The organism is Stenotrophomonas sp. YJH_SMC_14-1 (genome assembly GCF_059372275.1).
In genome coordinates this window covers 230801-257231 of the sequence record NZ_JCAFVK010000001.1, presented here as the reverse complement: position 1 = coordinate 257231, position 26431 = coordinate 230801, and the positions used below count along the sequence as shown (strand labels likewise).

Below are 26431 nucleotides of genomic sequence, written 5' to 3'. Positions count from 1 at the left end.
AGCCCGTCGCCATTAGCCAGGCGCGGCCTGGGCAGGCCCTGGAACGTACCGGGTGGAACACTGCGTGCAGCCCCGGCCATCGTCGCCGGGCACGGCCTTGCCTAAGGTGGGCACATCCTCCACAGCTACGGCGAGCATCCCCTCATGGCCAGCCCCTCCACCCGCTACCGGATCTCGGTGACCCCCATCGAAAAGGACGGGTTGCAGTGCACCGGGCGCTGCACCATCGAACTGGAACATCGCGCCAGCCGCGACCTGATGCGCCTGCTGGAAGCGGCGCCACGCACCGCTGGCATCAGCGGTGATGAACGCGCGACCCTGGTGATCGCCACCCAGCTGCTGCGCGACATCGTGCAGCGCCACGCAGAGACCGATGGACATGCGTTGGCCGCCATCGCCGGGCAGGTGCTGCCGGCACTGGATGCGCTGGAACAGTTGCCCTCCTCCCGCTGATTCCCGCGCAGCCGATACACTGTCTCCCCCACATCGCCTCGGGGAGGAGGCATGCGCAGGACGCTTTTCCTGATCGCGCCCCTGGCGCTGCTCGGCTGCTCCAGGCCTGCGGCAGCGCCTGATGTTGCGCCAGCGCCAGCTGTCGCCAGCGCCGGAACGCAGGGCATCGCCGGCACCGAAGCGGCGTCCCTGCAGACACCGGCGATCGATCCGCTGTTCGCTGCGGTCGCTGCCGACGCCCAGCCACCATCGGTGATGCTCAACCGCTACGTGATCGCGCTGCTCAACCGCAACCGCAGCGCCAGCGACGCGGCATGGGCGATTCCACCGGCCGACCCGCACCGCGCAGATGACGCTGCCATACGCCAGCTGCAGGGCGTGCGTACGCTGCGGCTGGACAGCGAGCGCCCGGTGGCGCGCGACGGCCAGCACCCTCCCCAGCTGCTGGAGGTGCCGGTGCGGATGCGCGCGGTCACCACCCAAGGCACCTTCCGCTTCGGCGGCTGGTACCGCGTGCAGCCCAGTGCTGATGGCCGCGGCTGGCAGATCCAGTCGGCGCAACTGCGGCCAACGCTGGACTGAACCGTTGCAGCGGCATGCACGCGCGATTCAGCCGCCCCGGCTACTCTTTCCTCCATCCTTTCCCAGTCCAGCGGTCACCGCCATGCGCCTGCGTTCCCTGATGACCCGCCTCGCCGCCTCCACGGTACTGATCGCCGCCGCGATCGGCGCGCAGGCCGCCCCATCCATTTCCGGCCGCGAACTGTCGGTCGGCGCCAGCGATGTGCAGCAGTATCTCGATGGCAGCTTCCCGCGCACCCAGGACGCGTTGGGCGGACTGATCGCCCTCACCATGAGCCACCCCCAGCTGAGCCTCCCGGCCGGCGAGCGCTTGAACCTTGGCATGGACGTGGCACTGGCCACTGCCGGTGGCAGTCCGGCCAAACTGGGTACGGTGAAGCTCAGCAGCGGCCTGCGCTACGACGCGCAGACCCAAGGGTTCCACCTGCAGCAGCCGAGCGTGGATGACTTCACACCGGCCAACCAGGGCGGTCGTCTCGACTCCCGTACCCGTGGCCTGCTAAACGCCTGGCTGAGCGACTACGCCCAGCGGGAGCCGATCTACAAGCTGGACCCGGCCGTGGCCGGCGTGCTTGGCGCGCTGCAGGTGCAATCGGCACAGGTGAAGAACGGCAAGCTGGTGGTCACCTTCAACCAGAACCTGGGCAACCTGGTGCCGGCAGGCGTGCTGGGCAAGTAAGGTAGTGCCGGCCAGCGGCCGGCACTACCGGCAGCGCATCAGGCGGCGAGTGCCTTGACCACCGCCTCACTGAAGGCTGGGATGTCGTCCGGCTTGCGGCTGGTGATCACGTTGCCGTCGACCACGACCTCGGCATCGCGCCAGTTCGCCCCCGCATTGGTCAGATCCTGCTGCAGGGACGGCCAGGACGTCAGCTCGCGGCCATCGGCGAGGCCACTGTTGATCAGCAGCCACGGGCCATGGCAGATCGCCGCCACAGGCTTGCCGGCTTCGTCTACTGCGCGGACGAAGCCGAGTACAGCCTCGTCGGTACGCAGCGTGTCCGGATTGATGACCCCTCCCGGCAGCACCAGGGCATCGAAGCTGGCCGGATCGGCCTCATCCAGCGGAATATCCACTGCAACGGCGTCGCCCCAGTCCTTCTCTTTCCAGCCCTTGATCGTCGCCTCCTTTGCAGGCGACACGACGCTGACGCGCGCGCCTTCGGCTTCCAGCAGACGCTTGGGTTCGGTCAGTTCGGACTGTTCAAAGCCGTGGGTGGCAAGGATGGCAATCTGCTTGCCCTTCAATCGTTCTGCCATGGGTGCACTCCGGTTGGGGGTGCCGACAGAATGGAAGAACGGCCCTTGCACGGCGGTGACCCTGCCGTGCACGGCAGGTGGAGAGCCTCCGGGTGGTGCCGGCCGCTGGCCGGCACCTGGATTGCGCCTTGCCGGCCAGCGGTCGGCACTACCCGGTACCAGTCAGCGCTTGGGCTGCAGCATGGTGCCGGTGCACTTGGGCGAGCCGCAGCGGCACTCCCAGATCTTCTTCAGCTTGGCGGTGTGACGCTCGGCCAGGGTGATGCCGTAGTTGTAGGTCAGCTCTTCGCCGGCCTTGATGTCACGCAGCGCCTCGATGAACACCTTGTCGCCACGGCTGTCACCGTCCTCGTCTTCCTCGATCACCGCCTCGCAGTTCGGATCGCAGCTGTGGTTGATCCAGCGCGCATCGTTGCCCTTGTAGTTGGCATCGATCACCCAGTCATCGTTGAGGGTGAACAGGAAGGTATGGCCGCTTTCGACGTCGCCGCTGTCATCGGCATCAACGTCGCCGTGGCTGCGCAGCAGGCCCTTGTACTGGATCACGCGCTCGCCCTGCTTGATCGGGGCCACGGCGAACACGCCGTTGCCATGGATGGCGGACTTGCGGGCTTGGATCTTCTTCGGCATCGGCACGGGCTGTTTGCAGCGGATGGAACCGGGATTCTCGCCCATTCCGGGTGATTGCGAAAATCACCCCGTTGGCGCAGCATGGCGCCCCGGCGGTGACCCCGGTGCGTCGTCCCGGTCCGTCCCAGCGCCGGCTGAATGCCCGGGTTGGATGCCGGCGAATAAAAGCGTACAATTTCAGTCCGCTTTAAGAACCGCTCGCATTCCCATGTTGCGTGTCACCAAGCTCACCGATTACGCCACCGTGGTGCTGACCGTGCTTGCCGCCCGTCCGGGCGAGGTGCTCAGTGCCACCGAACTGGCCGAATTCACCGGCCTGGAGCCGCCCACCGTCAGCAAGGTGCTCAAGCCGCTGGCCCAGGCCGGCCTGGTCGAAGGCCTGCGCGGTGTCCGTGGCGGCTACCGCCTGACCCGCCCGGCCATCGAGATCTCGCTGTTCGAAGTGGTCGAAGCGATGGAAGGGCCATTGGCCCTGACCGAATGCAGCCACGACCACCACCAGTGCGGCATGGCGCCCAAGTGCGGCGCGCGCAGCAGCTGGCGGCTGATCAACGACGTGGTCTCCGAGGCCCTGCGCGATGTCACCCTCGCCCAGATCCTGCCCCCTCTTCCCCTTGCCGATGACGAACAGCGCCGCACCATCGCTGTCGACGTCGTCTCCTGATCCACAGGCAGCCCCCCATGGCCACCGAAACCATCGAAAACGTCGCCCACGACGACACCCCCAACCGCGAGATCCACGAGCAGCTCGGCCGCAAGTATTCGGCCGGCTTCATCACCGAGATCGAATCGGACTCCCTGCCGCCGGGCCTGGACGAGGACACCATCCGTGCCCTGTCGGCCAAGAAGGACGAGCCGGAGTGGATGACGCAGTGGCGCCTGGACGCCTACCGCCACTTCCTGACCATGCCGATGCCGGACTGGGCCAAGCTGGAGATCGCGCCGATCGACCTGCAGGCGCTCAGCTACTACTCCGCGCCGAAGGGCCCGAAGTACGCCTCGCTGGATGACGTGCCCAAGGAGCTGCTGGACACCTACGACAAGCTGGGCGTGCCGCTGCACGAGCGTGCCAAGCTGGCAGGCGTGGCGGTGGACGCGGTGTTCGACTCGGTGTCCGTCGGTACCACGTTCCGCAAGGAACTGGCCGAGAAGGGCATCATCTTCTGCTCGATGTCCGAGGCCATCAAGGAACATCCGGAACTGGTCCGCCAGTACCTGGGCACCGTGGTGCCGGTAGGCGACAACTACTTCGCCGCGCTCAATTCGGCGGTGTTCTCCGATGGCAGCTTCGTGTTCATTCCCAAGGGCGTGCGTTGCCCGATGGAACTGAGCACCTACTTCCGCATCAATGCCGGCCACACCGGCCAGTTCGAGCGCACCCTGATCGTGTGCGAGGACAAGGCCTACGTGTCCTACCTGGAAGGCTGCACCGCGCCGATGCGCGACGAGAACCAGCTGCACGCGGCGGTGGTCGAGCTGGTCGCGCTGGAAGACGCGGAGATCAAGTATTCCACCGTGCAGAACTGGTACCCGGGCGACGAGAACGGCGTCGGCGGCATCTACAACTTCGTCACCAAGCGTGCCGAATGCCGTGGCGCGCGCAGCAAGGTCACCTGGACCCAGGTCGAAACCGGTTCGGCGATCACCTGGAAGTACCCGTCCTGCGTGCTGCTCGGCGACGACTCGGTCGGTGAGTTCCACTCCGTGGCGCTGACCCATCACCGCCAGCAGGCGGACACCGGCACCAAGATGATCCACGTCGGCAAGCGCACCAAGAGCAAGATCGTCAGCAAGGGCATCAGTGCCGGCCGTGGCCAGAACACTTACCGCGGCCTGGTGCGGGTGGACCGCAACGCCGATGGCGCGCGCAACTACACCCAGTGCGATTCGCTGCTGATCGGCAAGCAGTGCGGCGCGCACACCTTCCCCTACATCGAGGTGAAGAACCCGGGCGCCACCGTCGAACACGAGGCGACCACCTCGAAGATTTCCGACGACCAGCTGTTCTACTGCCGCGCCCGTGGCATCAGCCAGGAAGACGCGGTGTCGATGATCGTCGACGGCTTCTGCAAGCAGGTGTTCCGCGAACTGCCGATGGAGTTCGCGGTGGAGGCCAAGAAGCTGCTGGAAGTCTCGCTGGAAGGAAGCGTCGGATGATGCGTACGTCTTTGCCCGCACTGTTGCTGCTGGGCCTTTCGCCCTGGGCCCTGGCCAACGCGTCCTGCACCCCCGAAGAACTGGTGGGTGCCACCCCGGTCAAATTGCCCGCCAGCACGGTCATCTCCGCGCCGAAAGAATTCTCGATACTGCTGACAACGCGGCAGGACGGCAGCTTCGGCGCGATCCGGGCTCGCCTGAGCTCGGGCAACCGTGAGCTGGATCGCGCCGCTGCCGAATCCATCCGACAGGCCTCCCTCGCAGTCTCCTGCCTGCAAGAACCCGGTGAAGAGATCATCGTGGTTTTCTCCGCCCTCCCCGCTCAACCTGGGCAGCCCGGCAACGGCACGGTGCAGATCGTCCGCATCGACCCCGCAGCCCCGAAACCTACCAAGCCATGACCATGCTGAAGATCGAAAACCTCCACGCCCGCATCGGCGACAAGGAAATCCTCAAGGGCCTGTCGCTGGATGTTAAGCCCGGCCAGGTGCACGCCATCATGGGCCCGAACGGCGCCGGCAAGTCCACCCTGGGCAATGTCCTGGCAGGCCGCGACGGCTATGAAGTGACCGAAGGCAGCGTGCAGTTCGAAGGCAGCGACCTGCTCGACCAGGACCCGGAAGCGCGCGCCGCCGCCGGCCTGTTCCTGGCGTTCCAGTACCCGGTGGAAATCCCGGGTGTGAACAACACCTACTTCCTGCGCGCCGCGCTGAACGCGCAGCGCAAGGCGCGTGGCGAGGACGAACTGGACTCCATGCAGTTCCTCAAGCTGGTGCGCCAGAAGCTGGCCGTGCTGCACCTGAAGGACGAGCTGCTGCACCGTGGCGTCAACGAAGGCTTCTCCGGTGGCGAAAAGAAGCGCAACGAGATCTTCCAGCTGGCCGTGCTCGAGCCGAAGCTGGCGATCCTGGACGAAACCGATTCGGGCCTGGACATCGACGCGCTGAAGAGCGTCGCCGACGGCGTCAACGCGCTGCGCGGCGCCGACCGCTCGTTCCTGGTCATCACCCACTACCAGCGACTGCTCGACTACATCAAGCCGGACGTGGTGCACGTGCTGGCCGATGGCCGCATCGTCAAGAGTGGCGGCCCGGAACTGGCGCTGGAACTGGAAGCGCACGGCTACGATTTCCTCAAGGATCGCGTGGTGCGCGAGGCGGCGGTCTGATGAGCGCCCTGCTCGACTCCATGGCCCAGGCCTTCTGCGGCAGCGACGCGCGCCGCGAAGTGCTGGACGCGGCCCTGCGTGACGGCCTGCCAGCCGCGCGCAACGAAGCCTGGAAGTACACCTCGCTGCGCCAGCTGGAACGCCGTGCGTTCGCGGCTGCACCACTGCAGGGCCCGGCGCTGGACGCCGCGCTGCTGGACGACATCCCGGCACCGCGCCTGGTGTTCGTCAACGGCCGCCTGGATGCCGCGCTGAGCGACGTGCAGAGCCTGCCGGCCGGCGTGCAGCTGCAGCCGCTGTCGGCCGCACTGGCCTCCGGCGAAGACGCCGTGCGTTTCCTTGGCCGCCGCTACGAGCGCAGCGAAGAGATCTTCGCCCGCCTGAATGCCGCGCTGGCCGATGAAGGCGTGGTGCTGCGCGTGGACGAAGGCGTGCAGGTCGAAGCGCCGCTGCAGCTGGTGTTCGCCAGCGTCGCCGGCGATACCGACCTGGCCTGGCACCACCGCCACCTGATCGAACTGCGTGCCGGCGCCAGCCTGGGCGTGGTCGAGCACCGCCTCAGCGTCGGCGATTCGGCCCACCTGGACAACACCGTGCTGCACGCCCATGTCGCCCGCGATGGCGTGCTCAAGCACGCCCGCGTGCAGGCCGGCAGCGCGCGCCAGACCAGCTTCCTGCGCACCGACGCCGTGCTGGCCCGCGACGCGCAGTACCACCGCGTCGATCTGGAACTGGGCGCCGCGCTCAGCCGCCATGAACTGAACGTGCGCCTGGAAGGCGACAATGCCCAGCTGACCGCCAACGGCGTGCTGCTCGGCAATGGCCGCCGCCACGTCGAAACCCGCCTGGGCATCGACCACATCGCACGCGATACGAGTTGCGAGCTGCTGTGGCGTGGCGTTGCCGCCAACCGCAGCCGCGTGGTGTTCCATGGTGGCATTCAGATCCGCGAAGGCGCCGACGGCACCGATGCGAACCTGTCCAACAAGAACCTGCTGCTGTCGGCCGACGCCGAGATCGATACCCAGCCGACGCTGGTCATCGACGCCGATGAAGTGAAGGCCGCGCATGGTGCCACTGTCGGCCAGCTCGATGCCAACGCGCTGTTCTACCTGCGCTCGCGCGGCCTGCCGCAGGCACAGGCGCAGGCGCTGCTGAGCGCCGCGTTCTGCCATGAGCCGCTGAAGATCCTGCCGGAAGCCCTGCGCGAGCAGCTGGCACGCCGTTTGGACAAGGCCCTGGCCGAGGCGGGTGTGGCATGAACCTGTCTACCCCGCGCCCGATCGAAGAACGCACCGGCGCGCTCGATTGGGATCGCGTCCGCCTCGACTTCCCGCTGCTGATGCGTGAAGTGCACGGCAAGCCGCTGGTCTATTTCGACAATGCCAACACCGGCCAGAAGCCGGTGCAGGTGATCGGCGCGGTGGACGAGTTCTACCGGCGTTACAACGCCAACGTCAGCCGCGCGGTGCATGCACTGGGCAGCGAAGCCACCGACGCCTACGAAGGCGCGCGCAACACGCTGGCACGCTTCCTCAACGTGCGCCCCAGCGACCTGGTGCTGTGCAGCGGCACTACCTTCGCCATCAACCTGGTGGCGTATTCGTGGGCCCTGCCGCGATTGAAGGCCGGCGACGTGATCCTGATCACGCGCATGGAACACCACGCCAACATCGTGCCGTGGCAGCTGGTCGCACAGCGTACCGGCGCCACCATCCGCGTGGCCGAGATCACTCCTGACGGCGCACTCGATCTGGATGCGCTGCGCGCGGCAATGACCCCGGAGGTCAAGCTGCTGGCGGTCACCCACGTGTCCAACGTGCTGGGCACGGTCAACCCGGTGCGCGAGATCTGCCGTGAAGCGCGCAAGCGCGGCATCATCACCGTGGTTGATGGCTCGCAGGCCGTGCCGCACCGCAAGGTCGACGTGGCCGCGATCGGCTGTGACTTCTACGCCATCACCGGCCACAAAATGTGTGGTCCGACCGGCACCGGTGCGCTGTGGGCGCGCCGCGAGCACCTGGATGCGATGCCGCCGTTCCTTGGCGGCGGCGAGATGATCAAGGAAGTCAGCTTCGACGGCACCGTGTTCAACGATGCCCCGCACAAGTTCGAAGCCGGCACCCCGAACATCGCCGGCTTCATCGGCCTGGGCGTGGCCGCCGACTACCTGCAGCAGCTTGGCCAGGAGAACGTGGAAGCACGCGAGGCTGAACTGCTGGCGCATTTCACCGAAGAGCTGCGCCGCGTCGATGGCCTGCGCATCATCGGCGAAGCACCGGAGAAGGCCGCCGTGGTCTCGTTCCTGATCGACGGCGCACATGCCCACGACCTGGCAACCCTGCTCGACCTGGAAGGCGTGGCCGTGCGGTCAGGCCAGCACTGCGCGCACCCGCTGCTGCAGTACTTCGGCGTCGCGGCAACCTGCCGTGCCTCGCTGGCGTTCTACAACACCCACGCCGAGATCGAGCGCTTCATGACCGCGCTGACCAAGGTGCGCAAGCTGCTGGGCTGAGCCGGCACACCGGGGTCAGGTCCTTTCGCGACGCGAAAGGGATCTGACCCCACCAGCATTCCCGACAGCCGCCGTTGCGACTGCAATGCCCGCCGGATCGCCAGCAGATCCCCCGCCGGAATGCCCGCCTCGATGAACTCCACATAGCGCCTGCGCCGTTCATCCGCATCAGAACCCATCAGCTCGAATGCCGAATGCGGCTCGAGCAGCGCATTGGGCCTGCCACGCGCATTGGCGCGATAGCTGGACCAACGATAGTCGCCGGGATGCGCCACCTTCCCCGCCCGAACCGGGTTGAGCTCTATGTAGCGCTGGCAGGCCAGCAGATAGCGATCCGAATCCACCACCGTGGAGTGGAAGCGCCCCTCCCATAACGTGCCGGTGCGGCCCTGCCGATCATTCACCCGACGTACGTAGGCCCGGCTCACGGCCTGCATCATCGTTGACAGCCCGCCGCAGACATCAGGCGTTGCCAGAAGATGGACGTGGTTGCCCATCAACACATAGGCGTGAACCCGGCAATGCTGCTGGTGCGCGTGATGACACAGCAGGCGAAGGCAGGCGGCGCGGTCGCCATCGGTGAAGAACACGGGCTGGCGATTGTTGCCGCGCTGGACGACATGTTTGCGGGTATCCGGGTGCATCGACCCGTCGTGGCCTCGGCATGGCCTGCTCCTGGTAACAGGGGGTCAGAGCCCTTCGCTGCGCAAAGGGATCCGACCCCGAGCATCCGCCGATTCCGCGCCCGTGCCAGTCGGTCCATGGCCTGCCGTTGGGTCAGTAGACGCCGGGGGCAGAGCTCCTCCGCGTTGCGAAAGGGATCTGCCCCCTCCCCCCATTTGCGCCCGCCCACGCCCCACCTAGAATGGGGCCATGAGCACCCTGACCTTCCGCGCCGCCACGCCGGCCGACATCCCCGCCCTGATCGCCCTCGTCACCTCGGCCTACCGTGGCGACGCCAGCCGCGTTGGCTGGACCACCGAAGCCGACCTGCTGGATGGCGCCCGCATCGACGCCGAAGGCATCCAGGCCGACCTCGACCGCCCGCGCTCCACCATCCTGCTGGCCGAGCGCGGGGACCAGCTGGTGGCCTGCGCCCACGTCGCCGATGTCGACGGCAAGGGCTACTTCGGCATGTTCTCGGTCGATCCGGCCCAGCAGGGCGGCGGCGTCGGCAAGCAGCTGATGGATGCCGCCGAAGCACACGCCGCGCGCGAATGGAACGTACCGGTGATGCAGATGACCGTCATCGACGTGCGCGACGAGCTGATCGCCTTCTACGAGCGCCGCGGCTACAGCCGTACCGGCATCAAGAAGCCGTTCCCGTATGGCGACGAACGCTTCGGCATCCCGAAGCGCGACGACCTGCGCTTCGAGATCCTGGAAAAGCCGCTGAACGGAGCCACCGCGTGAGCGAGGCCTGGACCTTTGTCTGTGCCGGCAACGAGCTGCTGCCGGGTGAAATGAAGAGCGTGTTCGACGAAGTGACCGGCACGCCGATCGTGGTGTTCAACCTGGACGGTGAGCTGTACGCCCTGGAAGACCAGTGCACTCATGAAGAGTTCGAACTGTCCTCGGGCGAGTTCAACACGACCGAAGGCAGCGTGGAGTGCGTGCTGCACGGCGCGCGCTTCGACGTGCGCGATGGCCGCGCCCTGTGCGCCCCGGCCTACAGCCCTGTGCCCAAGTTCCCGGTGAAGCGCGAGCACGACGCGGTCTGGACCCGCGACGACCGGGATTGAGGCGGCGCCCGGCCCGGAGAGCCCCCAGAGGGCGCCTCGCGGGAGAGCATGCACCCATGGGGCGGATCCACTGAAGTGCACTGGGGGGCCCTCCAAGGCCCTTCCAGGCCATCCAGATCGGCAACCCGATTGCGCATATGCGAATCATTATCGTTTATGTTATTCTACGTAACATCTTCGTAACGACATCGCCCCTGCGCCATGGCTTCGCCCGCGCCCACCGCCACGCTGTGCCAGCTCGCCCGCCAAGGGTGGCCACTGCTCGTGGCCGTGCTGCTGACGTTGCTGCTGGGCTGGTCGGCCTTGCACGAAGGGCGTGGCGGCGATCCGGCCGCGCACGGCTGGCAGGCACACGCTGAAGATCTGCTGCAGGCGATGCCGCTGCCGCAACCGCCAGCCGACGAATGCCCGCAGCACGCCGCACCAGCACCGGAGCCTCCGTTCGATGGCGAGGGCACCTCGCCCTGCACCGGTCTGGTCCCTGCACGCGCCGCTCTGGTCGCGCGTATCCCGCTATGGCGCTCCGATGCCCTGCGCTGGCAGTTGCATGATCCCGCGCTGCGGTTGAACCCCGGCCACGCACCGCCCGCACCGCACGCCAGCTGAGGCGCCCTGCGGCCGTTGCCGTGCGCCTGATTGCGTTTCCCGCCAGCCGAGCCTGGCTCGGCTCTACAGCACCCACTTCCCGCCTGTCGCCGCATGCCCATCTGCGCCGGCTCGCGCTCGCCCTTTCCCGATCCAAGCCACTACCCACAGTCATGACCCACATCACGTCCCGCAAGCACGCCCCGCGCGTTTCCCTGCTCGCCACCGCCACCCTGGCCGCGGGCTTTGCTCCGCTGGCTGCGCAGGCTGCCGACGGCGCCGACGCCGGTTCCCGCAACGCCACCGAGCTGGACAAGGTGCAGGTGCGCGGCAGCTGGTTCAACCCGTCCTCGCCGAAGTTCACCGCCGAGCTGCTGGACACCCCGAAGTCGGTGTCGATCGTGTCGGAGAAGCTGATCGCCGAAACCGGTGCGACCAACCTGCAGGATGCGCTGCGCATGGTGCCGGGCATCACCTTCGGTGCCGGCGAAGGCGGCAACCCGACCGGTGACCGCCCCTTCATCCGTGGCTTCGATTCGCAGAGCAACGTGTTCGTCGACGGCCTGCGCGACGTCGGCTCGCAGACCCGCGAGATCTTCGACCTGGAACAGGTGGAAGTGGTCAAGGGCCCGAGCTCGGCCTACGGCGGCCGTGACTCCGGTGGTGGCAGCCTGAACCTGGTGAGCAAGACGCCGAAGCTGAAGAACGAGACCAGCGCCAGCATGGGCATCGGCACCGACAGCTACGCGCGCGGCACCGTGGACGCCAACTACGTGCTGGGCGACGGCATCGCCGCCCGCCTGAACCTGATGAAGCACGAGTCGGACATCGCCGGCCGCGACGCCGCCAACGTCAGCCGCTGGGGCATCGCGCCGTCGATCGCGTTCGGCCTGAACGGCCCGGCGCAGCTGATCGCCAGCCACTACCACATGCAGAGCGATGACCTGCCCGATGCGGGTGGCTTCCCCTACAGCAATCCGTTCTCCAGCGGCCCGAACGTGGCCAAGAATGGTGATGGCCGCCCGATGGTGCCGGACCGCAACAACTACTACGGTCTGGTCGACCGTGACTTCCAGCGCACCCGCGCCGACATCAGCACCCTGGATGCCAGCTACGACTTCGGTGGCCACAAGCTGCGCAACATCGCGCGCCTGGGCAACACCAGCAACGACTACCTGTGGACCCAGCCGGACGACAGCAAGGGCAACCCCAACCTGTACGGCACCTTGTGGCGTCGCACCAACACCCGTGCGGTCGACGTCAAGAGCTTCGCCGACCAGCTGGGCCTGACCGGTGCGTTCCAGACCGGCGCGCTCAAGCACAGCTACAGCGCGGGCGTGGAGTACAGCGACGAGAAGATGACCCGTGGCAGCTACCTGATGTCGCCGGGCACCGCCAATCCCCTTGAAAACAGCGCCAACAGCACTCGCTGCCAGGTGTCCGGCGCGGCCACCGGCTACAACTGCACCGACTTCAACAATCCGAACCCGAACGATCCATGGGCGGCCGGTCAGATCGTCTATCGCAGCGACAAGGCACTGGACGTCGAGCAGCGCACCAAGACCACCTCGGCCTACGTGTTCGACACCATCGAGCTCAATGAGCAGTGGATGATCAACCTCGGCCTTCGCTACGACGACTTCCGTACCACCCTGACCACTCCGGTGGCCGGCAAGGCACCGACCCGCGTGCGCAACAGCAACGACTTCCTGAACTACCAGGCCGGCGTGGTGTTCAAGCCGGCCGCCAACGGCAGCATCTACCTGTCCTGGGGCACCTCCTCGACCCCGCCGGGCATGGACGGTGGTGACGGTTCGGACGGCCTGAGCGCCGCCGTGGCCGACCTCAAGCCGCAGGACACCAGGAACCTCGAACTGGGCACCAAGTGGGACCTGTTCGACAAGCGCCTGAACCTGACTGCCGCGATCTTCCACACCGTGATGAACAACGCACGTGTGACCATCGACAACGGCACCAGCCAGAACGCCGGCAAGAAGGAAATCAACGGCTTCGAGCTGGGCTTCACCGGACAGCTGACCGATGCCTGGAGCCTGTACGGCGGCTACACCTACCTGGACTCGGAACTGAAGGACAACGGTTTCGTCTGTGGCGCACCGGTGGGCCGCACCTGCCCGTCCAACGTCTACGTGCCGTCGCCGAACAACGGCAACGAGTTCCCGAACACCGCCAAGCACAGCGCCAACCTGTGGACCACCTACCGCTTCCCGATCGGCCTGACCATCGGCGCCGGTGCGTTCTACTCGGACAAGCAGTACGGTGACGTCGCCAACACCAAGTGGATTGCCAGCTACACCCGCTTCGACGCGATGGCCAGCTACGCGATCCAGGACAACATCAGCCTGCAGCTCAACGTGCAGAACCTGACCGACAAGACCTACTTCACCAAGGCCTATGCCTCGCACTACGCGAGCATCGCCCCGGGTCGCTCGGCCACCCTGGCACTGAACGTGAAGTTCTGATGTAACTGCGCTCCACCACGGCGGCAGGCTCTCCTGCCGCCGTTTTTGTTTCCGGCGATACTCACCCCATGGCAACCCGTACCCCCATCGACAGCGATGCTCTGGCCGCGCTGCTGCAGCACGATCCGCAGGCTGCCTTCGCACGCGTGCGCGACGCCGCGCAGGCCGGACAGGTCGAGGCACAACTGCTGCTCGCGCAGATGCACATGGAAGGCAAAGGCACCGCACAGGACGCCTCGGCGGCACGGCTCTGGTACGAAACCGCCGCCAACAACGGCGCGCCGATGGCGATGAACATGCTGGGCCGCTGCCACGAACTGGGCCAGGGCACCGCACCCGACCCGGTGCTGGCCGCGGTGTGGTACCGGCGCGCGGCCGACACCGGCTTGGACTGGGGCCTGTACAACCTGGCCAACCTGCTGGCCACCGGCCGCGGCGTGCCCCAGGACCGCGCACAGGCGCTGGCCCTGTACACCCGTGCCGCACACCTCGGCCATGCCAAATCGATGAACCTGCTGGCCCGCCACCTCGAAGACGGGCTGGATACCGCACCCGATCCGCAGGCAGCCCTGGCCTGGTACCAGCGCGCGGCCGAAGCCGGCGATTTCCGCGGCCAGGCGAACTACGCCTCGATCCTGCTGCAGGCCGGACAGGTCGAGCAGGCCGTGCACTGGCTGCGGCTCGCACTGGCCCACGGCAGCCCGGCGTTCATGGCGCACATCGTGCCCGAACTGGCCGCGTCGCCGCATCCACAAGTGCGCGCCCTGGTCGCGCCGCCGTCCCTCTGAGGAGTCCCGCATGCTGCTGCACATCCCCGACATTCTCAGCGCCGACCAGGTGGCCGACTTTCGCCGCCGACTGGATGCCGCAGACTGGACCGATGGCCGCGAAACCGTCGGCCATCTGGGCGCGCAGGCCAAGCACAACCAGCAGCTGCCCGAGGCCTCACCGCTGCGCCGCGAACTGGGCGAGATCGTCCTCGTCGCGCTGGCCCGGCACCCGCTGTTCTTCAGCGCCGCGCTGCCGCTGAAATACCTGCCGCCGCGCTTCAACCGCTACAGCGGTGGCGGCACCTATGGCTTCCATGTTGATGGCGCGGTGATGAACCTGGCCAACGGCGAACAGCTGCGTTCGGACATTTCCTGCACCCTGTTCCTGTCGGCGCCGGACGAGTACGAGGGCGGCGAACTGATCATCAGCGACACCTACGGCGAGCACGAAGTGAAGCTGCCCGCCGGCGACCTGATCGTGTACCCGTCCAGCAGCCTGCACCGGGTGCGCCCCGTCACCGCCGGCGCGCGCGTGGCCTCGTTCTTCTGGGTGCAGAGCATGGTCCGCGACGATGTGCAGCGCCGCCTGCTATGGGAAATGGACGGCTCGATCGAGCGCCTGCGGCAGACCGGCGGCGACGCCGAGGCGGTGCTGCAGCTGACCGGCGTGTACCACAACCTGCTGCGGCGCTGGAGCGAGGTCTGAGCCCGGTCGGGCTGGCCTGCGACATTTTGGCAATCATTCTCATTTGCAACAGCTAACAGCTCTCATTACAATCACGCCCCGTTGATGCCGGCCGCTGCCGGCAGACCCCTGGGGACCCCTGCTTGCTGCGCCCGCTTCGCCCTCGTCCACTCATCCATCGCAAGATGGGCACCGCCATGCGCGGCCAGCGTCCTGCGCTGGCCAGCCTGCTGGCGTGGGTGGCGATGCTGGCCCTGCTGCTGAGCACCCTGCCGCTGCTGCCACACGGCCAGGCCGGAATGGCCGTGCAGATGCCGCTGGAAGAGCGCGGCGGCGAAGCCTTGCAGGAAGAGGCACCGGCCAAGCTGCGCCGCTGTGCTGCCGCTCCGGTGAAATCAGCCGAGAAGGCACGCCCGCCGTTGCTGCTGGCCAGCCAATGGCTGCGCACCGAGCTTGAACTCGTACCCGCCACGCCGGCCATGCCCGGCGTGCGCCCGGACTGGCCGCTGGCCGCTCCGGATACGCCCTGGGCCGATGCGCCCGGGCGCCGCCAGCAACGCGGCCAGGCGCCGCCGCTCGCCTGATTCACGGCCCCGCGTGACCGCCTGCGCGGTCGCGCCCGCGCGCCGCTGCCTGCTTCATCCCTGCCGCCCCTGACCGGGCCTCCCCGTGCATGCCGCGCCGTTCGCGCCTGGCATCGCACCACCCTGCATCCTTCGAGGTTACTGCCATGGCCCAGCGCCATCGTGTCCGTTCGTCCCTGTCCCGTACCCTGCTGACCAGCGCCGTGCTGGCGGCCATGACCGCCCCTGCCTTCGCCCACGGTGACGCTTCCGGCGCGCCACAGACGCTGGACAAGGTGGTGGTCACCGCCTCCGGCTTCGAGCAGAAGGTGATCGATGCACCGGCCAGCATCAGCGTGGTCAGCCGCGAAGAACTCAGCAAGCGCCCCTACACCAACCTGGTCGACGCGCTGCGCGACGTCGAGGGCATCGACGTCGGCCTGGAGGCCACCGACAAGAACGGCCGCGCCACCATCTCCATGCGCGGCCTGCCGTCCGAATACACCCTGGTGCTGATCGACGGCCGCCGCCAGAGCAATGTCGGCCAGCTGTACCCGAACAATTTCGGTGGCGGCCAGTTCGCCTACCTGCCGCCGCTGGACGCGATCGAGCGCATCGAAGTCGTGCGCGGCCCGATGTCCACGCTGTACGGCTCGGACGCGATGGGTGGCGTCATCAACATCATCACCCGACGCAACCAGGACAGCTGGCACGGCGCCGTGACCCAGGGCTTCACCGTGCAGCAGGACGACCAGTTCGGTGATGCGCGCACCACCGACCTGTATCTCAGCGGCCCGCTGCTGAAGGACCGCCTCAGCCTGGCGGTGCGCGGCAGCTACTACGACGCCAAGGCCTCCAATCCGGAGTGGGACGCACTGACCCTGCCCGACGGCAGCCTGTGGGAGCGCAGCATCGGCTTCGGCGGCGGTGGCAAGTCGGTGGCCAACACCAACTGGAATACCGGCGTGCGCCTGGACTTCCGGGTCAACGATGACCACGAACTGTGGCTGGACTACGACGTATCGCGGCAGAAGTACGACAACAGCGAAGGCCAGACCGGCACGCTGGACAGCCTGGCCAGCCTGTGGCGCGTCGGCAATGCGGTCATCCCCAACCCGAACGGCAGCGGCACCGTCACCCGCCGCGTGGTGCAGCCGCGCGTCGGCTACACCGCCTACCAGCGCTACGAGCGCGATCAGCTGTCGCTGACCCACCAGGGCCGCTACAGCTTCGGCACCTGGCAGACCTCACTGACCCACAGCAAGAGCAGCAACCTGGGTCGTTCGCTGCCGCTGACCCTGGACGAGCGCGCCAACCTGCAGACGCTGTGGAATGACGTCTGCCGCCGCACCGGTGCCGCCAACAACTGCGCGGCCGGCCGTGGCAATGCCCTGGCCGCGCTCAACCCGAGCGAGATGGCGCGCCTGCAGGCGTTCCTGCCGCGTCCGCTGCGCACCATGGAACTGGAAGGCTACGTGCTCGACACGATGCTCGACCTCGACTTCGGCGCGCACAAGCTGACCGTCGGCGGCCAGTACAACGACACCGACATGATCGACGGCGTGTTCGGCATGGATGGCGCCGGTTATCGCAGCAACACCAGGCAGAAGCACCGCATGTGGGCGCTGTTCGCCGAGGACAACTGGGCGCTGACCGATACCCTCACCGCTACCTTCGGCCTGCGCTACGACGACCACAACGTGTTCGGCAGCCACGTCAGTCCGCGTGGCTACCTGGTGTGGAACGCCAGCGATGCGTGGACCTTCAAGGGTGGCGTCAGCACCGGCTACAAGACCCCGCGACCGGACCAGTTGTTCCCGGGCATCACCGGCTTTGGTGGCCAGGGCGTGCTGCCGCTGGTCGGTTCCCCGAACCTCAAGCCTGAAACCAGCACCAACTACGAGCTGGCCGCCTACTACGAAGGCCAGCGCTGGGGCTTCAACGTCACCGGCTTCTTCAACATGTTCGAAGACAAGATCGCCAGCGGCGGAACGTTCCCGAACTGCGAAGTGGCGCGCGCCGCCAGCGGCTACTGCGTGGACATCGGCCCAGGCTGGGCAGCACTGGGCTACAGCACCTTCACCCAGAGCGTGAACATCGACAAGGCCGAGACCCGCGGCGCCGAACTGGCCGGTCATGTCGACCTGCTCGAAACCCTGCAGCTGCGCGGCAACTACACCTGGACCAGGAGCGAGCAGACCAGCGGCCCCGACAAGGGACGCCCGATCTCAGGCACCACGCCGGCAAAGCACATGGCCAACGCCAGCCTCAACTGGCAGATCAACGAAGCGATCAGCCTGTCGCTGATCGGCGAAAGCCGCTACGACCGCTATCGCGACACCCTCATCGACAGTGCCGGCACCCGCCACGTGCGCTATTACGAGGACTACACGATCTTCCACCTGGGGGGCAGCTGGAAGGCTACGCCGTGGCTGACGGTCAATGCACGGGTCAACAACCTGTTCGACAAGGACTTCGTTTCGCAGTCGTGCCTGCTGCTCAATCCCAGCGAGTTCAGTTGCGTGGATGACTACGCGACCAAGGACCAGCGCCGCAGCTACTGGATTTCGTTGAACGCGAAGTTCTGATCGCCGTGCCCTTCCCCGGTGGGTGCCGACCTTGGTCGGCACCGCTTCATCCACGCATGGCCTGGATCTCCGATCGGTAGTGCCGGCCGCTGGCCGGCAACCCGCAATGCCTGCTCCCGGGATACAGAACGATACGCAATTGCGAGCTATTCTCATCAATGATGTAATGGGCAGTCCTCGTCCGCCTCGAACCGTGCCGTGAGCCGTCCTGCCTCTTCCACCGTGCAGCAGCAACAGAACCGTGGCTTCTGGCTGCGGACGCTGCACCAGTGGCACTGGATCAGCTCGGCGGTGTGCCTGATCGGCATGCTGCTGTTCGCGGTGACCGGCCTGACCCTCAACCATGCCGCGAAGATCGAGGCCAAGCCCGAGGTGCAGAACCAGCATCTGGAACTGCCGGCCGCGCTGCTTGGACAGCTCGGCACGCGCGAAGACGGCAACGCACCGATTCCGCGCCCTGCCCGGCAGTGGCTGGACACGCAGCTGGGCATCGCCATCGGCGGGCGACCGGCCGAGTGGTCGCCCGAAGAGATCTACCTGTCGCTGCCCCGCCCCGGCGGCGACGCCTGGCTGAGCATCGATCGCGAGACCGGCGCGGTGGAATACGAATCGACCTCGCGCGGCGCGGTGTCCTACCTCAACGACCTGCACAAGGGCCGCAACGCGGGCCCGGCGTGGGGCTGGTTCCTGGACCTGTTCGCCGTGGCCTGCCTGGTGTTCTGCATCACCGGCCTGTTCCTGCTGCACCTGCATGCGCGGCAGCGGCGCATGACCTGGCCGCTGGTCGGCCTCGGCCTGATGATCCCGCTGCTGATCGCCCTGTTGCTGATCCACTGACTTTTCCCCGTTTCCGGAGCCGCCCCATGCGCGTCACCCTGACCATCGCCCTCAGCGGCCTGCTGGCCACCTCGCCGGCCTATGCCACCACCCTCGACATCAACGTCGAAGTGCCCAAGCTCAACGTGGCCGAATACCACCGCCCGTATGTGGCCGTGTGGCTGGAAGGCGCCGACCAGAAGGTCGCGGCCAACCTCTCGGTCTGGTACCAGCAGACCAGCAACAGCGAAGGCCACGGCACCAAGTGGCTGCCCGACCTGCGCCAGTGGTGGCGCAAGAGCGGCCGCACCCTGCAGGTGCCGGTGGACGGCGTGACCGGTCCGACCCGCCCGGCCGGCAAGCACGCACTGTCGTTCAATGACAGGCAGCCGGCACTGAAGCAGCTGGCCCCGGGCAACTACACCCTGGTAGTGGAAGCGGTGCGCGAAGTCGGCGGCCGCGAACTGCTGAAGATCCCCTTCACCTGGCCGGCCACCGCCGCGCAGAACGGCAAGGCGCAGGGCGCCACCGAACTGGGCCAGGTCACCCTCGCCGTCAAACCATAACTGCCTGAGCCGGGGTCGGATCCCTTCCGCAGGAAGGGCTCTGACCCCATCGCCGTATCCCCCGGGGTCAGAGCCCTTTCCGATGGAAAGGGATCCGACCCCTTCCAACTGGAGTCTTCCGCATGAAGCGCACGCTCGTCCTCGCCGCCGCCCTGGCCGCTGCCCTTCCCTTCTCCGCCCTGGCCCACAAGGCCTGGCTGCTGCCCTCGCAGACCGTGATCGCCGGCAACGCGCCGTGGATCACTGTCGACGGTGCGGTCTCCAACGACCTGTTCTACTTCAACCACGTGCCGCTGCGCCTGGAATCGCTGGTGATCACCGCACCGGACGGCAGCAGCGTGCAGCCGCAGAACGCGTCGACCGGCAAGTACCGCAGCGTGTTCGACATCGAACTGAAGCAGCCGGGCACCTACCGCATCGCGTCGGTCAACGATGGCCTGTTCGCCACCTACGAGCAGAACGGCGAGCGCAAGCGCTGGCGCGGCAGCGTTGCCACCTTCGGCGAACTGCCGAAGGACGCGAAGAAGCTGGAAGTGAGCCAGTCGGTCGGCCGCGTGGAGACCTTCGTCACCAACGGCGCGCCGAACGATACCGCGCTGAAGCCGACCAACCGTGGCATCGAGCTGGTCGCCGTCGGCCACCCGAACGATCTGTTCGCCGGCGAGGAAGCCACCTTCCGCGTGCTGGTCGATGGCAAGCCGGCGGCCGGCCTGGAATTCGAGATCGTGCGTGGTGCCACCCGCTACCGCAACGCACAGGACGAGCTGAAGGTCACCAGCGATGCCAAGGGCGAGATCAAGGTGACCTGGCCGGAAGCCGGCATGTACTGGCTGGAAACCGGCACCGAGGACAACAAGACGTCGGTGAAGCAGGCCGCCAAGCGCCGCCTGAGCTACGTCGCCACGCTGGAAGTGCTGCCGCAGTAATGACGTGGACCGCGATGCCGGGCAGCCCGGCATCGCACCCACAACGCATCACCATGACCGATTCCCTGCTCGACATCGCCCGCCTCGGCGGCACCACCATGGGCACCACCTGGAGCGTGTCGCTGGTCGCGCCGCGCCAGCGCGACCTGCACCCGCTGCACGCCGGCATCCAGGCGCGGCTGGACGAAGTGGTCGCGCAGATGAGTACCTGGGAGCCCGGTTCGGACCTGAGCCGCTACAACCGCGCCGACGCGGGCCAATGGTGCGTGCTGCCGGCCGAGACCCGCCACGTTGTGGCCTGCGCACAGGCGATCGCGTCCACCAGTGGCGGCGCCTTCGATCCCACCGTCGGTCCGCTGGTTGCCCTGTGGGGCTTCGGTGCACATGCCGGTGAACGCCGCCAGCCCGACGACGCTACCCTGCAGGCCACGCGCGATCGCTGCGGTTGGCAGCGCCTGCAGTGGCAGGACGATGCGCTGCTGCAACCGGGTGGGCTGGAACTGGATCTCTCCGCGATCGCCAAGGGCTTTGGCGTCGACCATGTCGCTGCGTGGCTGCGCACACAGGGCATCACTGCCGCGCTGGTCGAAGTCGGCGGCGAACTGGCCGGCTACGGCCGCAAACCGGACGGCCAGCCGTGGCGCGTGCTGGTGGAGTCCGCGCCGGAAGAAGATGCGCACACCAATACCCCGCTGCGGGTGCTGGCGCTGGAGGGCAAGGCGGTGGCCACCTCCGGCGATCGCTGGCACCAGTACCAGGTCGATGGCGAGGCCTACAGTCACAGCCTGGACCCGCGTTCGGGCAGACCGGTGCGCCAGGTTGCCGCGGCAGTCACCGTGGTGGCCGACGACGCCATGCACGCCGATGCCTGGGCCACCGCACTGACCGTGCTGGGCCGCGAACAGGGCATGGCGCTGGCCGAACGCGAAGGGCTGGCTGCGCGCTACCTGCAACGCGCAGCGGACGGCCCGCAGGAATTCCTCAGCAGCGCCTTCCAGCGCCTGCTCGACGAGCAGAGCCCATGAGTACCCGGCCGTCGCGCGCGTGGCTCGGCAACGCGCTGGTCCTGCTTCTGCTGGCGCTGATCGGCTGGGCGCTGCTGCGCCTGCACCTCGGTGAAGCCTGGGGGCAGGGCGCGCCACCGGCGCGGCAGTCTCAGATCGCGGTACTCGCCACGGCGCTGTATGCGCTGGCCTGCGTTGCGCTGTGGTGGCGTGGGCGCCCGCGCGACGATGCCGCAAGCGGAGACACCGCGCCCATCCTGCTGGCCTGGTCCAGCCAGACCGGCTTTGCCCGCGAACTGGCCGAACGCAGCGCCGAGGCCCTGCGCGGTGCCGGCGTGCCAGCGCGCGTGCGCGGACTGCATGAGGTCGACGCCGCGTTGCTGGCCGGCAGCCAGCGCGCGCTGTTCATCGCCAGCACCACCGGCGAAGGTGATGCGCCCGACCACGCGCTGCCTTTCCTGCGCGGGGTGATGGCCACGCCGCCCTCGCTGCAGCATCTGCACTACGGCGTGCTCGCACTGGGCGACCGCAGCTATGGCCACTTCTGCGGATTCGGTCACCAGCTCGACCAATGGCTGCGCCAGCACGGCGCGCATCCACTGTTCGATGCAATCGAAGTCGACAACGCCGATCCGGCAGCGCTGCGTCATTGGCAACAGCTGCTGGGACAACTCGGCGGTAACGCCAGCGAACTGCCCGACTGGAGTCCGGCCGAGTACCAGCCGTGGACGCTGCTGCAACGCGAGCATCTGAACCCGGGCAGCCCCGGCGGTCCCGTGTATTGGTTGCGCCTGCAGCCCCCAGCCGATGCAGAGGCGCAATGGCAGGCCGGTGACATCGCCGAGATCGGCCCACAGCACGCATCGCACACCGTGCGTGCCTGGCTGGACACACAACGCTTTGACGCGGACATCGTGCTGGATGACGGACAGACGTTGCTGGCACGCGTCGCGCGCTCGCACCTGCCCTCATTGGTTCCCCCGGGTGATCTGCCTGCATTGCTGGCGACCCTGCAGCCGCTGCCGCATCGCGAGTACTCGATCGCCTCGGTGATGGCCGACGGTGCGGTGGAGCTGCTGCTGCGCCGCCAACTGCGCGCCGATGGAACACCGGGCATCGGCAGTGGCTGGCTGTGCGACCACGCGGCCATCGACGAACCGGTGCAGCTGCGTCTGCGCCGCAACGACAATTTCCATGGCGTGCCCGCCGATGTGCCGCTGCTGCTGATCGGCAACGGCACCGGCATCGCCGGCCTGCGCGCGCATCTGCACGAACGTGCCCGGAGTGGCGCGCGCCGCACCTGGCTGCTGTTCGGTGAGCGTACCGCCGCGCACGACTTCCACTTCGGTGAAGAACTGCAGGCGATGCTGGCCGACGGCACGCTGGCGCGGTTGGATGCAGTGTTCAGCCGAGATGGCGGCGCGCATCGCTATGTGCAGGACCGGCTGCTGGCCGAAGCGGCAACGCTGCGGCAGTGGGTGGATGAAGGCACGACGATCCTGGTCTGCGGCAGCCTGCAGGGCATGGCCCCGGCGGTGGATGCGGTGATCGAGCAGGTGTTGGGTACTGCGGGCAAGGAAGCGCTGTTGCTGGCCGGTCGTTACCGGCGCGATGTGTATTGAACGAACCATCGGGGTCGGATCCCTTTCCGCAGGAAAGGGCTCTGACCCCAACCACAGCCGCACCATGACGGCGTGCCCAGGCATGGTGACAACCGCACAGCTGTAGATCCACGCCATGCGTGGATGGCGCCCACCGGCGCCCAGGAATCATCCCGCTGCTGCACTGACCCGTATCGCCAGCAACTCGCCACCGCCCTGCAATGCGTGCCGCTGACGTTCGCCGGCCGCCAACCATGCGGTATCGCCCGCCTGCAACGCCGGCAGCCCGCTGTCGGCACCAAACTCCGCCTGACCGGCCAGCAGATGCAGCGCCCAGGCCACGCCCGGTTCGCAGAAGAAGAACATCGCGCCCACCAGCGGCCGGTGCAGCAGTTCGGCCTGCAGCAGCTCGCGCTTCCACATCAGGTTGAAGTCGTGGGTGGTGCCATCGACCAGTTCCCCGTGCAGTGTCTCCTCACCCGCAAAGCGCACTCGTCCGTGTGGCGGCAGCACTTCCGCCACGCGTCCATCGTCGAAGCGCAGGCGCACGCCATTGCCCTGCAGCAACACCAGTTCGCGCTCCACGCCGGGGAAGGCAGAGAACGCGGCATCCTGTTCGATTTCGGCCACCGACAGGCGCAGCGCCCAGTCATCGCCCTGCGCGGGCAGGCGCAGGATCTCGCGGGTCCAGCCCAGGCCGTTGCGCCAACGTTCGCGGCGGTAGTCCAGGCTGGAGATCACCTGGCTCGGAGTGTGCAGCAGGGAGTCGATGTTCATCGGCGCATTGCATCATGCCGCACGCCGTCGTGCATCACCGCGTGGCGAGCGTGCCCTGGCCACCGCACCCGCCGGCCAGCAGCTGCGAGTGCTTCAGCCAATCCTGGTCGGGGTAGTAAGCAAACACCATCGTGCCGCCACGCAACGCATCGATCAGCGGCCTGGCCACCGACAGGCGCACCGCCGGGCAACCCAGGCTGCGGCCCAGCCGCCCCTGCAGCTGCGCGGCAGCCGGGTTCACGTATGGCGCACCATGGATGACGATGGCTCGGTCACGCGCGCGGTCGTTGAAGCCCGGTTCCAGCCCGGCCAGGCGCAGCGAATATCCATTGCCACCCATGTAGGTCTCCTGCGCGGTGAACGCGCCGAGACTGGACATGAAACTGCCATCGCGGTTGGAGAAGTGCTCGGTGCGGTTCTCGCCACTGTTGCGGCCATGCGCCACCCACTCCTCGAACAGCAGGCGCTGGTGGGCCAGGTCGAACACCCACAGGCGCGGCTCGGTGGACGGGCGCGAATAGTCGATCACGCTGAGGCGATCACCATTGATGCCCAGTTCCGGCCGCTGCAGCGCACAGCGCATGGCGTGCGCCGCCAGCTGCAACACGTGGCGGTCGGCCTTGGGCGCACTGCGCGACAGCAGGGCAGCCAGATCATCGGCGCTGGTGGCAAGGGCGGGCGTCTGTGCCAGCGCCGGGGCGCTGGCCGAGGTCGCCAGCAGGCCGAACGCGGCCAGCCGGCACAGGCGGGATGCAGTCATGGGCACAACGAGGGCACTCAGTTGCCCTTGAGGGTGGACCCTGGCGGCTCGGATTCCAAGACCGGCTGCATTCCGGATTCAGCCGGGCTTGGGCGGACCGCCGGCAGCGAAGTCACCAGCAGGGTCGTGCCCGGCACCAGCACCTGGTACAGCTGGCGGGCGAAATCGGGCGGCAGCGCCATCGGCAGCGAGGGCGTGGCCAGCAGGTCCGGCGTGGCCTGGGCACGGTCCTGGCCCAGCAACGGGTAGGCCGTCCACTGGTGCAGGCGCTGGTTCACGTCCAGCGGGCTGGGGGTGTCGCTGTAACCCTGCCCCATCACGAACAGCGTGGTGCCCTGGAACGCCGGCAGGGCGTCAGCCTTCAGCGGCGACTCGCCGATCATCACGCCATCGCGCAGCACGTACAGGCGCTGGTCGTGCAGGCTGACCAGGATGCCGACCTGCCCGGCCGGCGCCGCGCTGTCGTCCCACCAGGCCTGTGCCGGGGCTCCGCCCTCGGCCTCCGGCAGCGGCTGGCCGCGCGCGTTCACCGGCGCCAGCACCGACGGATAGGCCAGGGTCATCGGTGAGCTCTTGGCATCGGCCACGACCACGGTATCGCCACGCTGGGTTTCGCTGAACAGCTTCTGCGCGAAGGCCTGCGGCAGGCGCACGCAGCCGTGCGAGGCGGGATGCCCGGGCAGGCTGCCGCCATGCAGGGCGATGCCGTCCCAGGTCAGCCGCTGCATGTACGGCATCGGCGCGCTGTTGTAGAGGTTGGACCTGTGGTCCTTGTCCTTCTGCAGGATGGTAAACACGCCGGTTGGCGTCTCGTGCCCGGCCTTGCCCGAGCTGATCGTGGTCAGGCCGATGGCAATTCCGTTGCGGTAGACGTAGGCGCGCTGCTCATCGAGGCTGACCACCAGCACGATCGGGCCGGTCGGCGAGATTTCCGGATGCCAGAGGTATTCGCCCGGCTTGAGGTCGGTCGGCCCGCGCACTTCAGCGCTGCTGGCTGCGGCAGCCGTGGGCTTGGCAGCCGCTGTCGGCGCAGCGGCATGGGCCAGCAGCGGCAGGGCCAGTGCAAGGGCGAGCATCAGGGTGGTGGGGCGGTGCGGGAGCATCCAGCGGGGGTCCTTTCCATGCGGTGCGGCCACCGTACACCATCGGCCCGTGGTGGCCGCGGCAAAACCAGACGCCGGAAATGAAACTGCCCGGCGACACAGCCATGTGTCGTACCGGGCAATCGTTACGTCCTTGTCGGCCTGCTGCCGCCCCCTCGCATCCTGCGCTGTGGGGGTAGCGTTGCATCCTGCACGCGGCCGCGTCTGTCCTGTTTGTATCTCAGCCCCTTCCACAGGTCTGTGATGCCACCATCCTGGTGATTGGTGCCGCGTCCTGCGGCGGTCGGTGGTCACGGCCATCCTGTCCGTGACCGCTGAACCAGCTTCCTGCCGGTTCCGACGATTCCTGCTGTCAGCGCCTCGGTACGGTTCGCACCGGTACCGATCCGGGTACCGGATCCGCCGGCAACAACCTGTTGCCTACGGTGATCCGCTGTCGATTCCGTTCGACGATTGCTTTCCCTATCCCCTTCACCTGCGTCAGGTCCTCGACGCGATGAAACGGGCCGTGTCTGCGCCGGTGCTCGACGATCGCCTCGGCCTTGGCGGCTCCGACCATCGTCAATCCCTGCTGCAGCGCCTGGGCATCGGCGCGGTTGATGTCGATCGGTTCGGCGGCATGCGCCCCAGCGATCCCCATGACCAGCACCAGTGCCCTCAACACGACAAACCAAGGCACAACGTGTATCTCCTTGTGATT

The 26431-nt window shown here is 67.5% G+C and carries 29 protein-coding genes; 22 read left to right on the top strand and 7 right to left on the bottom strand.

The window, feature by feature from the left end:
* The first annotated feature begins 144 nt into the window (after nt 1–144).
* The 3 genes from AC5P9P_RS01375 to AC5P9P_RS01365 all read left to right on the top strand — a co-directional run bounded on the left by AC5P9P_RS01375 (nt 145) and on the right by AC5P9P_RS01365 (nt 1714).
* On the top strand, nt 145–453 hold the full coding sequence (locus AC5P9P_RS01375) for a DUF3861 family protein (RefSeq protein ID WP_005408441.1): 309 nt from the start codon (nt 145–147) through the stop codon (nt 451–453).
* Between the two features lie 51 nt (nt 454–504).
* Nucleotides 505–1035: a hypothetical protein gene (locus AC5P9P_RS01370; RefSeq protein WP_049403260.1), complete on the top strand. Its 531-nt coding sequence runs from the start codon at nt 505–507 to the stop codon at nt 1033–1035.
* An 82-nt stretch (nt 1036–1117) separates the two neighbouring features.
* On the top strand, nt 1118–1714 hold the full coding sequence (locus AC5P9P_RS01365) for a YceB family lipoprotein (RefSeq protein WP_495232568.1): 597 nt from the start codon (nt 1118–1120) through the stop codon (nt 1712–1714).
* Nucleotides 1715–1752: 38 nt separating this feature from the next.
* On the opposite strand, the gene AC5P9P_RS01360 is transcribed toward AC5P9P_RS01365, so the two are convergent.
* Nucleotides 1753–2295, bottom strand: coding sequence for a type 1 glutamine amidotransferase domain-containing protein (locus tag AC5P9P_RS01360; RefSeq protein ID WP_033835569.1), 543 nt, complete (start codon nt 2293–2295; stop codon nt 1753–1755).
* A gap of 162 nt (nt 2296–2457) precedes the next feature.
* The gene (locus AC5P9P_RS01355; RefSeq protein ID WP_012479369.1) at nt 2458–2925 is read right to left on the bottom strand and encodes an SET domain-containing protein; all 468 of its coding nucleotides are present in this window, start codon (nt 2923–2925) and stop codon (nt 2458–2460) included.
* A gap of 208 nt (nt 2926–3133) precedes the next feature.
* Between AC5P9P_RS01355 and AC5P9P_RS01350 the strand changes: the two genes are divergently transcribed.
* Genes AC5P9P_RS01350 through AC5P9P_RS01325 form a run of 6 tightly spaced genes read left to right on the top strand, consistent with a single transcriptional unit; the run spans nt 3134 to nt 8765 of the window.
* Nucleotides 3134–3589: an SUF system Fe-S cluster assembly regulator gene (locus AC5P9P_RS01350; RefSeq protein WP_005408436.1), complete on the top strand. Its 456-nt coding sequence runs from the start codon at nt 3134–3136 to the stop codon at nt 3587–3589.
* A 17-nt stretch (nt 3590–3606) separates the two neighbouring features.
* Nucleotides 3607–5082, top strand: a complete 1476-nt coding sequence (gene sufB / locus AC5P9P_RS01345) for a Fe-S cluster assembly protein SufB (protein WP_005408435.1) — start codon at nt 3607–3609, stop codon at nt 5080–5082.
* Nucleotides 5079–5483 (top strand): hypothetical protein, encoded by a 405-nt coding sequence (locus tag AC5P9P_RS01340; protein ID WP_049430440.1) that lies wholly within the window; start codon nt 5079–5081, stop codon nt 5481–5483. The genes sufB and AC5P9P_RS01340 overlap by 4 nt, the downstream gene beginning before the upstream one ends.
* Before the next feature lie 2 nt (nt 5484–5485).
* A complete protein-coding gene (gene sufC, locus AC5P9P_RS01335; protein ID WP_033835567.1) occupies nt 5486–6250 on the top strand; it encodes a Fe-S cluster assembly ATPase SufC in 765 nt (254 codons plus the stop codon).
* Nucleotides 6250–7512, top strand: a complete 1263-nt coding sequence (sufD, locus tag AC5P9P_RS01330) for a Fe-S cluster assembly protein SufD (RefSeq protein WP_033835566.1) — start codon at nt 6250–6252, stop codon at nt 7510–7512. The genes sufC and sufD overlap by 1 nt, the downstream gene beginning before the upstream one ends.
* On the top strand, nt 7509–8765 hold the full coding sequence (locus AC5P9P_RS01325) for a cysteine desulfurase (protein WP_033835565.1): 1257 nt from the start codon (nt 7509–7511) through the stop codon (nt 8763–8765). The genes sufD and AC5P9P_RS01325 overlap by 4 nt, the downstream gene beginning before the upstream one ends.
* Here the strand turns inward: AC5P9P_RS01325 and AC5P9P_RS01320 are convergent.
* Nucleotides 8696–9409, bottom strand: a complete 714-nt coding sequence (locus tag AC5P9P_RS01320; protein ID WP_049456627.1) for a transposase — start codon at nt 9407–9409, stop codon at nt 8696–8698. The genes AC5P9P_RS01325 and AC5P9P_RS01320 overlap by 70 nt on opposite strands.
* Before the next feature lie 229 nt (nt 9410–9638).
* Here AC5P9P_RS01320 and AC5P9P_RS01315 point away from each other — a divergent pair, with 229 nt between their 5' ends.
* The 13 genes from AC5P9P_RS01315 to AC5P9P_RS01255 all read left to right on the top strand — a co-directional run bounded on the left by AC5P9P_RS01315 (nt 9639) and on the right by AC5P9P_RS01255 (nt 23112).
* Complete coding sequence (locus AC5P9P_RS01315; RefSeq protein ID WP_033835564.1) at nt 9639–10178, top strand: GNAT family N-acetyltransferase; 540 nt, start codon at nt 9639–9641, stop codon at nt 10176–10178.
* A complete protein-coding gene (locus AC5P9P_RS01310; RefSeq protein ID WP_005412525.1) occupies nt 10175–10507 on the top strand; it encodes a non-heme iron oxygenase ferredoxin subunit in 333 nt (110 codons plus the stop codon). Before AC5P9P_RS01315 ends, AC5P9P_RS01310 begins: the two co-directional genes overlap by 4 nt.
* 201 nt (nt 10508–10708) lie before the next feature.
* Nucleotides 10709–11113, top strand: a complete 405-nt coding sequence (locus AC5P9P_RS01305; RefSeq protein ID WP_005408427.1) for a hypothetical protein — start codon at nt 10709–10711, stop codon at nt 11111–11113.
* Nucleotides 11114–11265: 152 nt separating this feature from the next.
* On the top strand, nt 11266–13572 hold the full coding sequence (locus AC5P9P_RS01300) for a TonB-dependent receptor (RefSeq protein ID WP_005408426.1): 2307 nt from the start codon (nt 11266–11268) through the stop codon (nt 13570–13572).
* Nucleotides 13573–13640: 68 nt separating this feature from the next.
* Entirely contained in the window at nt 13641–14360 is a 720-nt protein-coding gene (locus AC5P9P_RS01295; protein WP_227415301.1) for a tetratricopeptide repeat protein, read from the top strand.
* A 10-nt stretch (nt 14361–14370) separates the two neighbouring features.
* Nucleotides 14371–15048, top strand: coding sequence for a Fe2+-dependent dioxygenase (locus AC5P9P_RS01290; protein WP_049403267.1), 678 nt, complete (start codon nt 14371–14373; stop codon nt 15046–15048).
* A gap of 164 nt (nt 15049–15212) precedes the next feature.
* Nucleotides 15213–15611: a hypothetical protein gene (locus AC5P9P_RS01285; RefSeq protein ID WP_049403268.1), complete on the top strand. Its 399-nt coding sequence runs from the start codon at nt 15213–15215 to the stop codon at nt 15609–15611.
* Nucleotides 15612–15757: 146 nt separating this feature from the next.
* Complete coding sequence (locus AC5P9P_RS01280) at nt 15758–18178, top strand: TonB-dependent receptor domain-containing protein (RefSeq protein ID WP_164133323.1); 2421 nt, start codon at nt 15758–15760, stop codon at nt 18176–18178.
* Between the two features lie 198 nt (nt 18179–18376).
* Nucleotides 18377–19015: a PepSY-associated TM helix domain-containing protein gene (locus AC5P9P_RS01275; RefSeq protein ID WP_005408421.1), complete on the top strand. Its 639-nt coding sequence runs from the start codon at nt 18377–18379 to the stop codon at nt 19013–19015.
* A gap of 26 nt (nt 19016–19041) precedes the next feature.
* Nucleotides 19042–19560, top strand: a complete 519-nt coding sequence (locus AC5P9P_RS01270; RefSeq protein ID WP_005408420.1) for a DUF2271 domain-containing protein — start codon at nt 19042–19044, stop codon at nt 19558–19560.
* A 122-nt stretch (nt 19561–19682) separates the two neighbouring features.
* Nucleotides 19683–20486, top strand: coding sequence for a DUF4198 domain-containing protein (locus tag AC5P9P_RS01265; protein ID WP_049403270.1), 804 nt, complete (start codon nt 19683–19685; stop codon nt 20484–20486).
* 53 nt (nt 20487–20539) lie between these two features.
* Nucleotides 20540–21511 carry an FAD:protein FMN transferase gene (locus AC5P9P_RS01260; protein ID WP_111188185.1) on the top strand — a complete coding sequence of 324 codons (972 nt, stop codon included), beginning with the start codon at nt 20540–20542 and terminating at the stop codon, nt 21509–21511.
* A complete protein-coding gene (locus tag AC5P9P_RS01255) occupies nt 21508–23112 on the top strand; it encodes a sulfite reductase subunit alpha (protein WP_049403271.1) in 1605 nt (534 codons plus the stop codon). Before AC5P9P_RS01260 ends, AC5P9P_RS01255 begins: the two co-directional genes overlap by 4 nt.
* Before the next feature lie 147 nt (nt 23113–23259).
* On the opposite strand, the gene AC5P9P_RS01250 is transcribed toward AC5P9P_RS01255, so the two are convergent.
* The 4 genes from AC5P9P_RS01250 to AC5P9P_RS01235 form a co-directional block, all read right to left on the bottom strand.
* Nucleotides 23260–23868, bottom strand: coding sequence for a HutD/Ves family protein (locus tag AC5P9P_RS01250; protein WP_005412516.1), 609 nt, complete (start codon nt 23866–23868; stop codon nt 23260–23262).
* Between the two features lie 34 nt (nt 23869–23902).
* Entirely contained in the window at nt 23903–24628 is a 726-nt protein-coding gene (locus tag AC5P9P_RS01245) for a murein L,D-transpeptidase catalytic domain family protein (RefSeq protein WP_005408415.1), read from the bottom strand.
* Nucleotides 24629–24645: 17 nt separating this feature from the next.
* The gene (locus tag AC5P9P_RS01240) at nt 24646–25731 is read right to left on the bottom strand and encodes a L,D-transpeptidase (protein ID WP_033835554.1); all 1086 of its coding nucleotides are present in this window, start codon (nt 25729–25731) and stop codon (nt 24646–24648) included.
* A 352-nt stretch (nt 25732–26083) separates the two neighbouring features.
* A complete protein-coding gene (locus AC5P9P_RS01235; protein WP_024958219.1) occupies nt 26084–26410 on the bottom strand; it encodes a ComEA family DNA-binding protein in 327 nt (108 codons plus the stop codon).
* Nucleotides 26411–26431 lie beyond the last annotated feature (21 nt).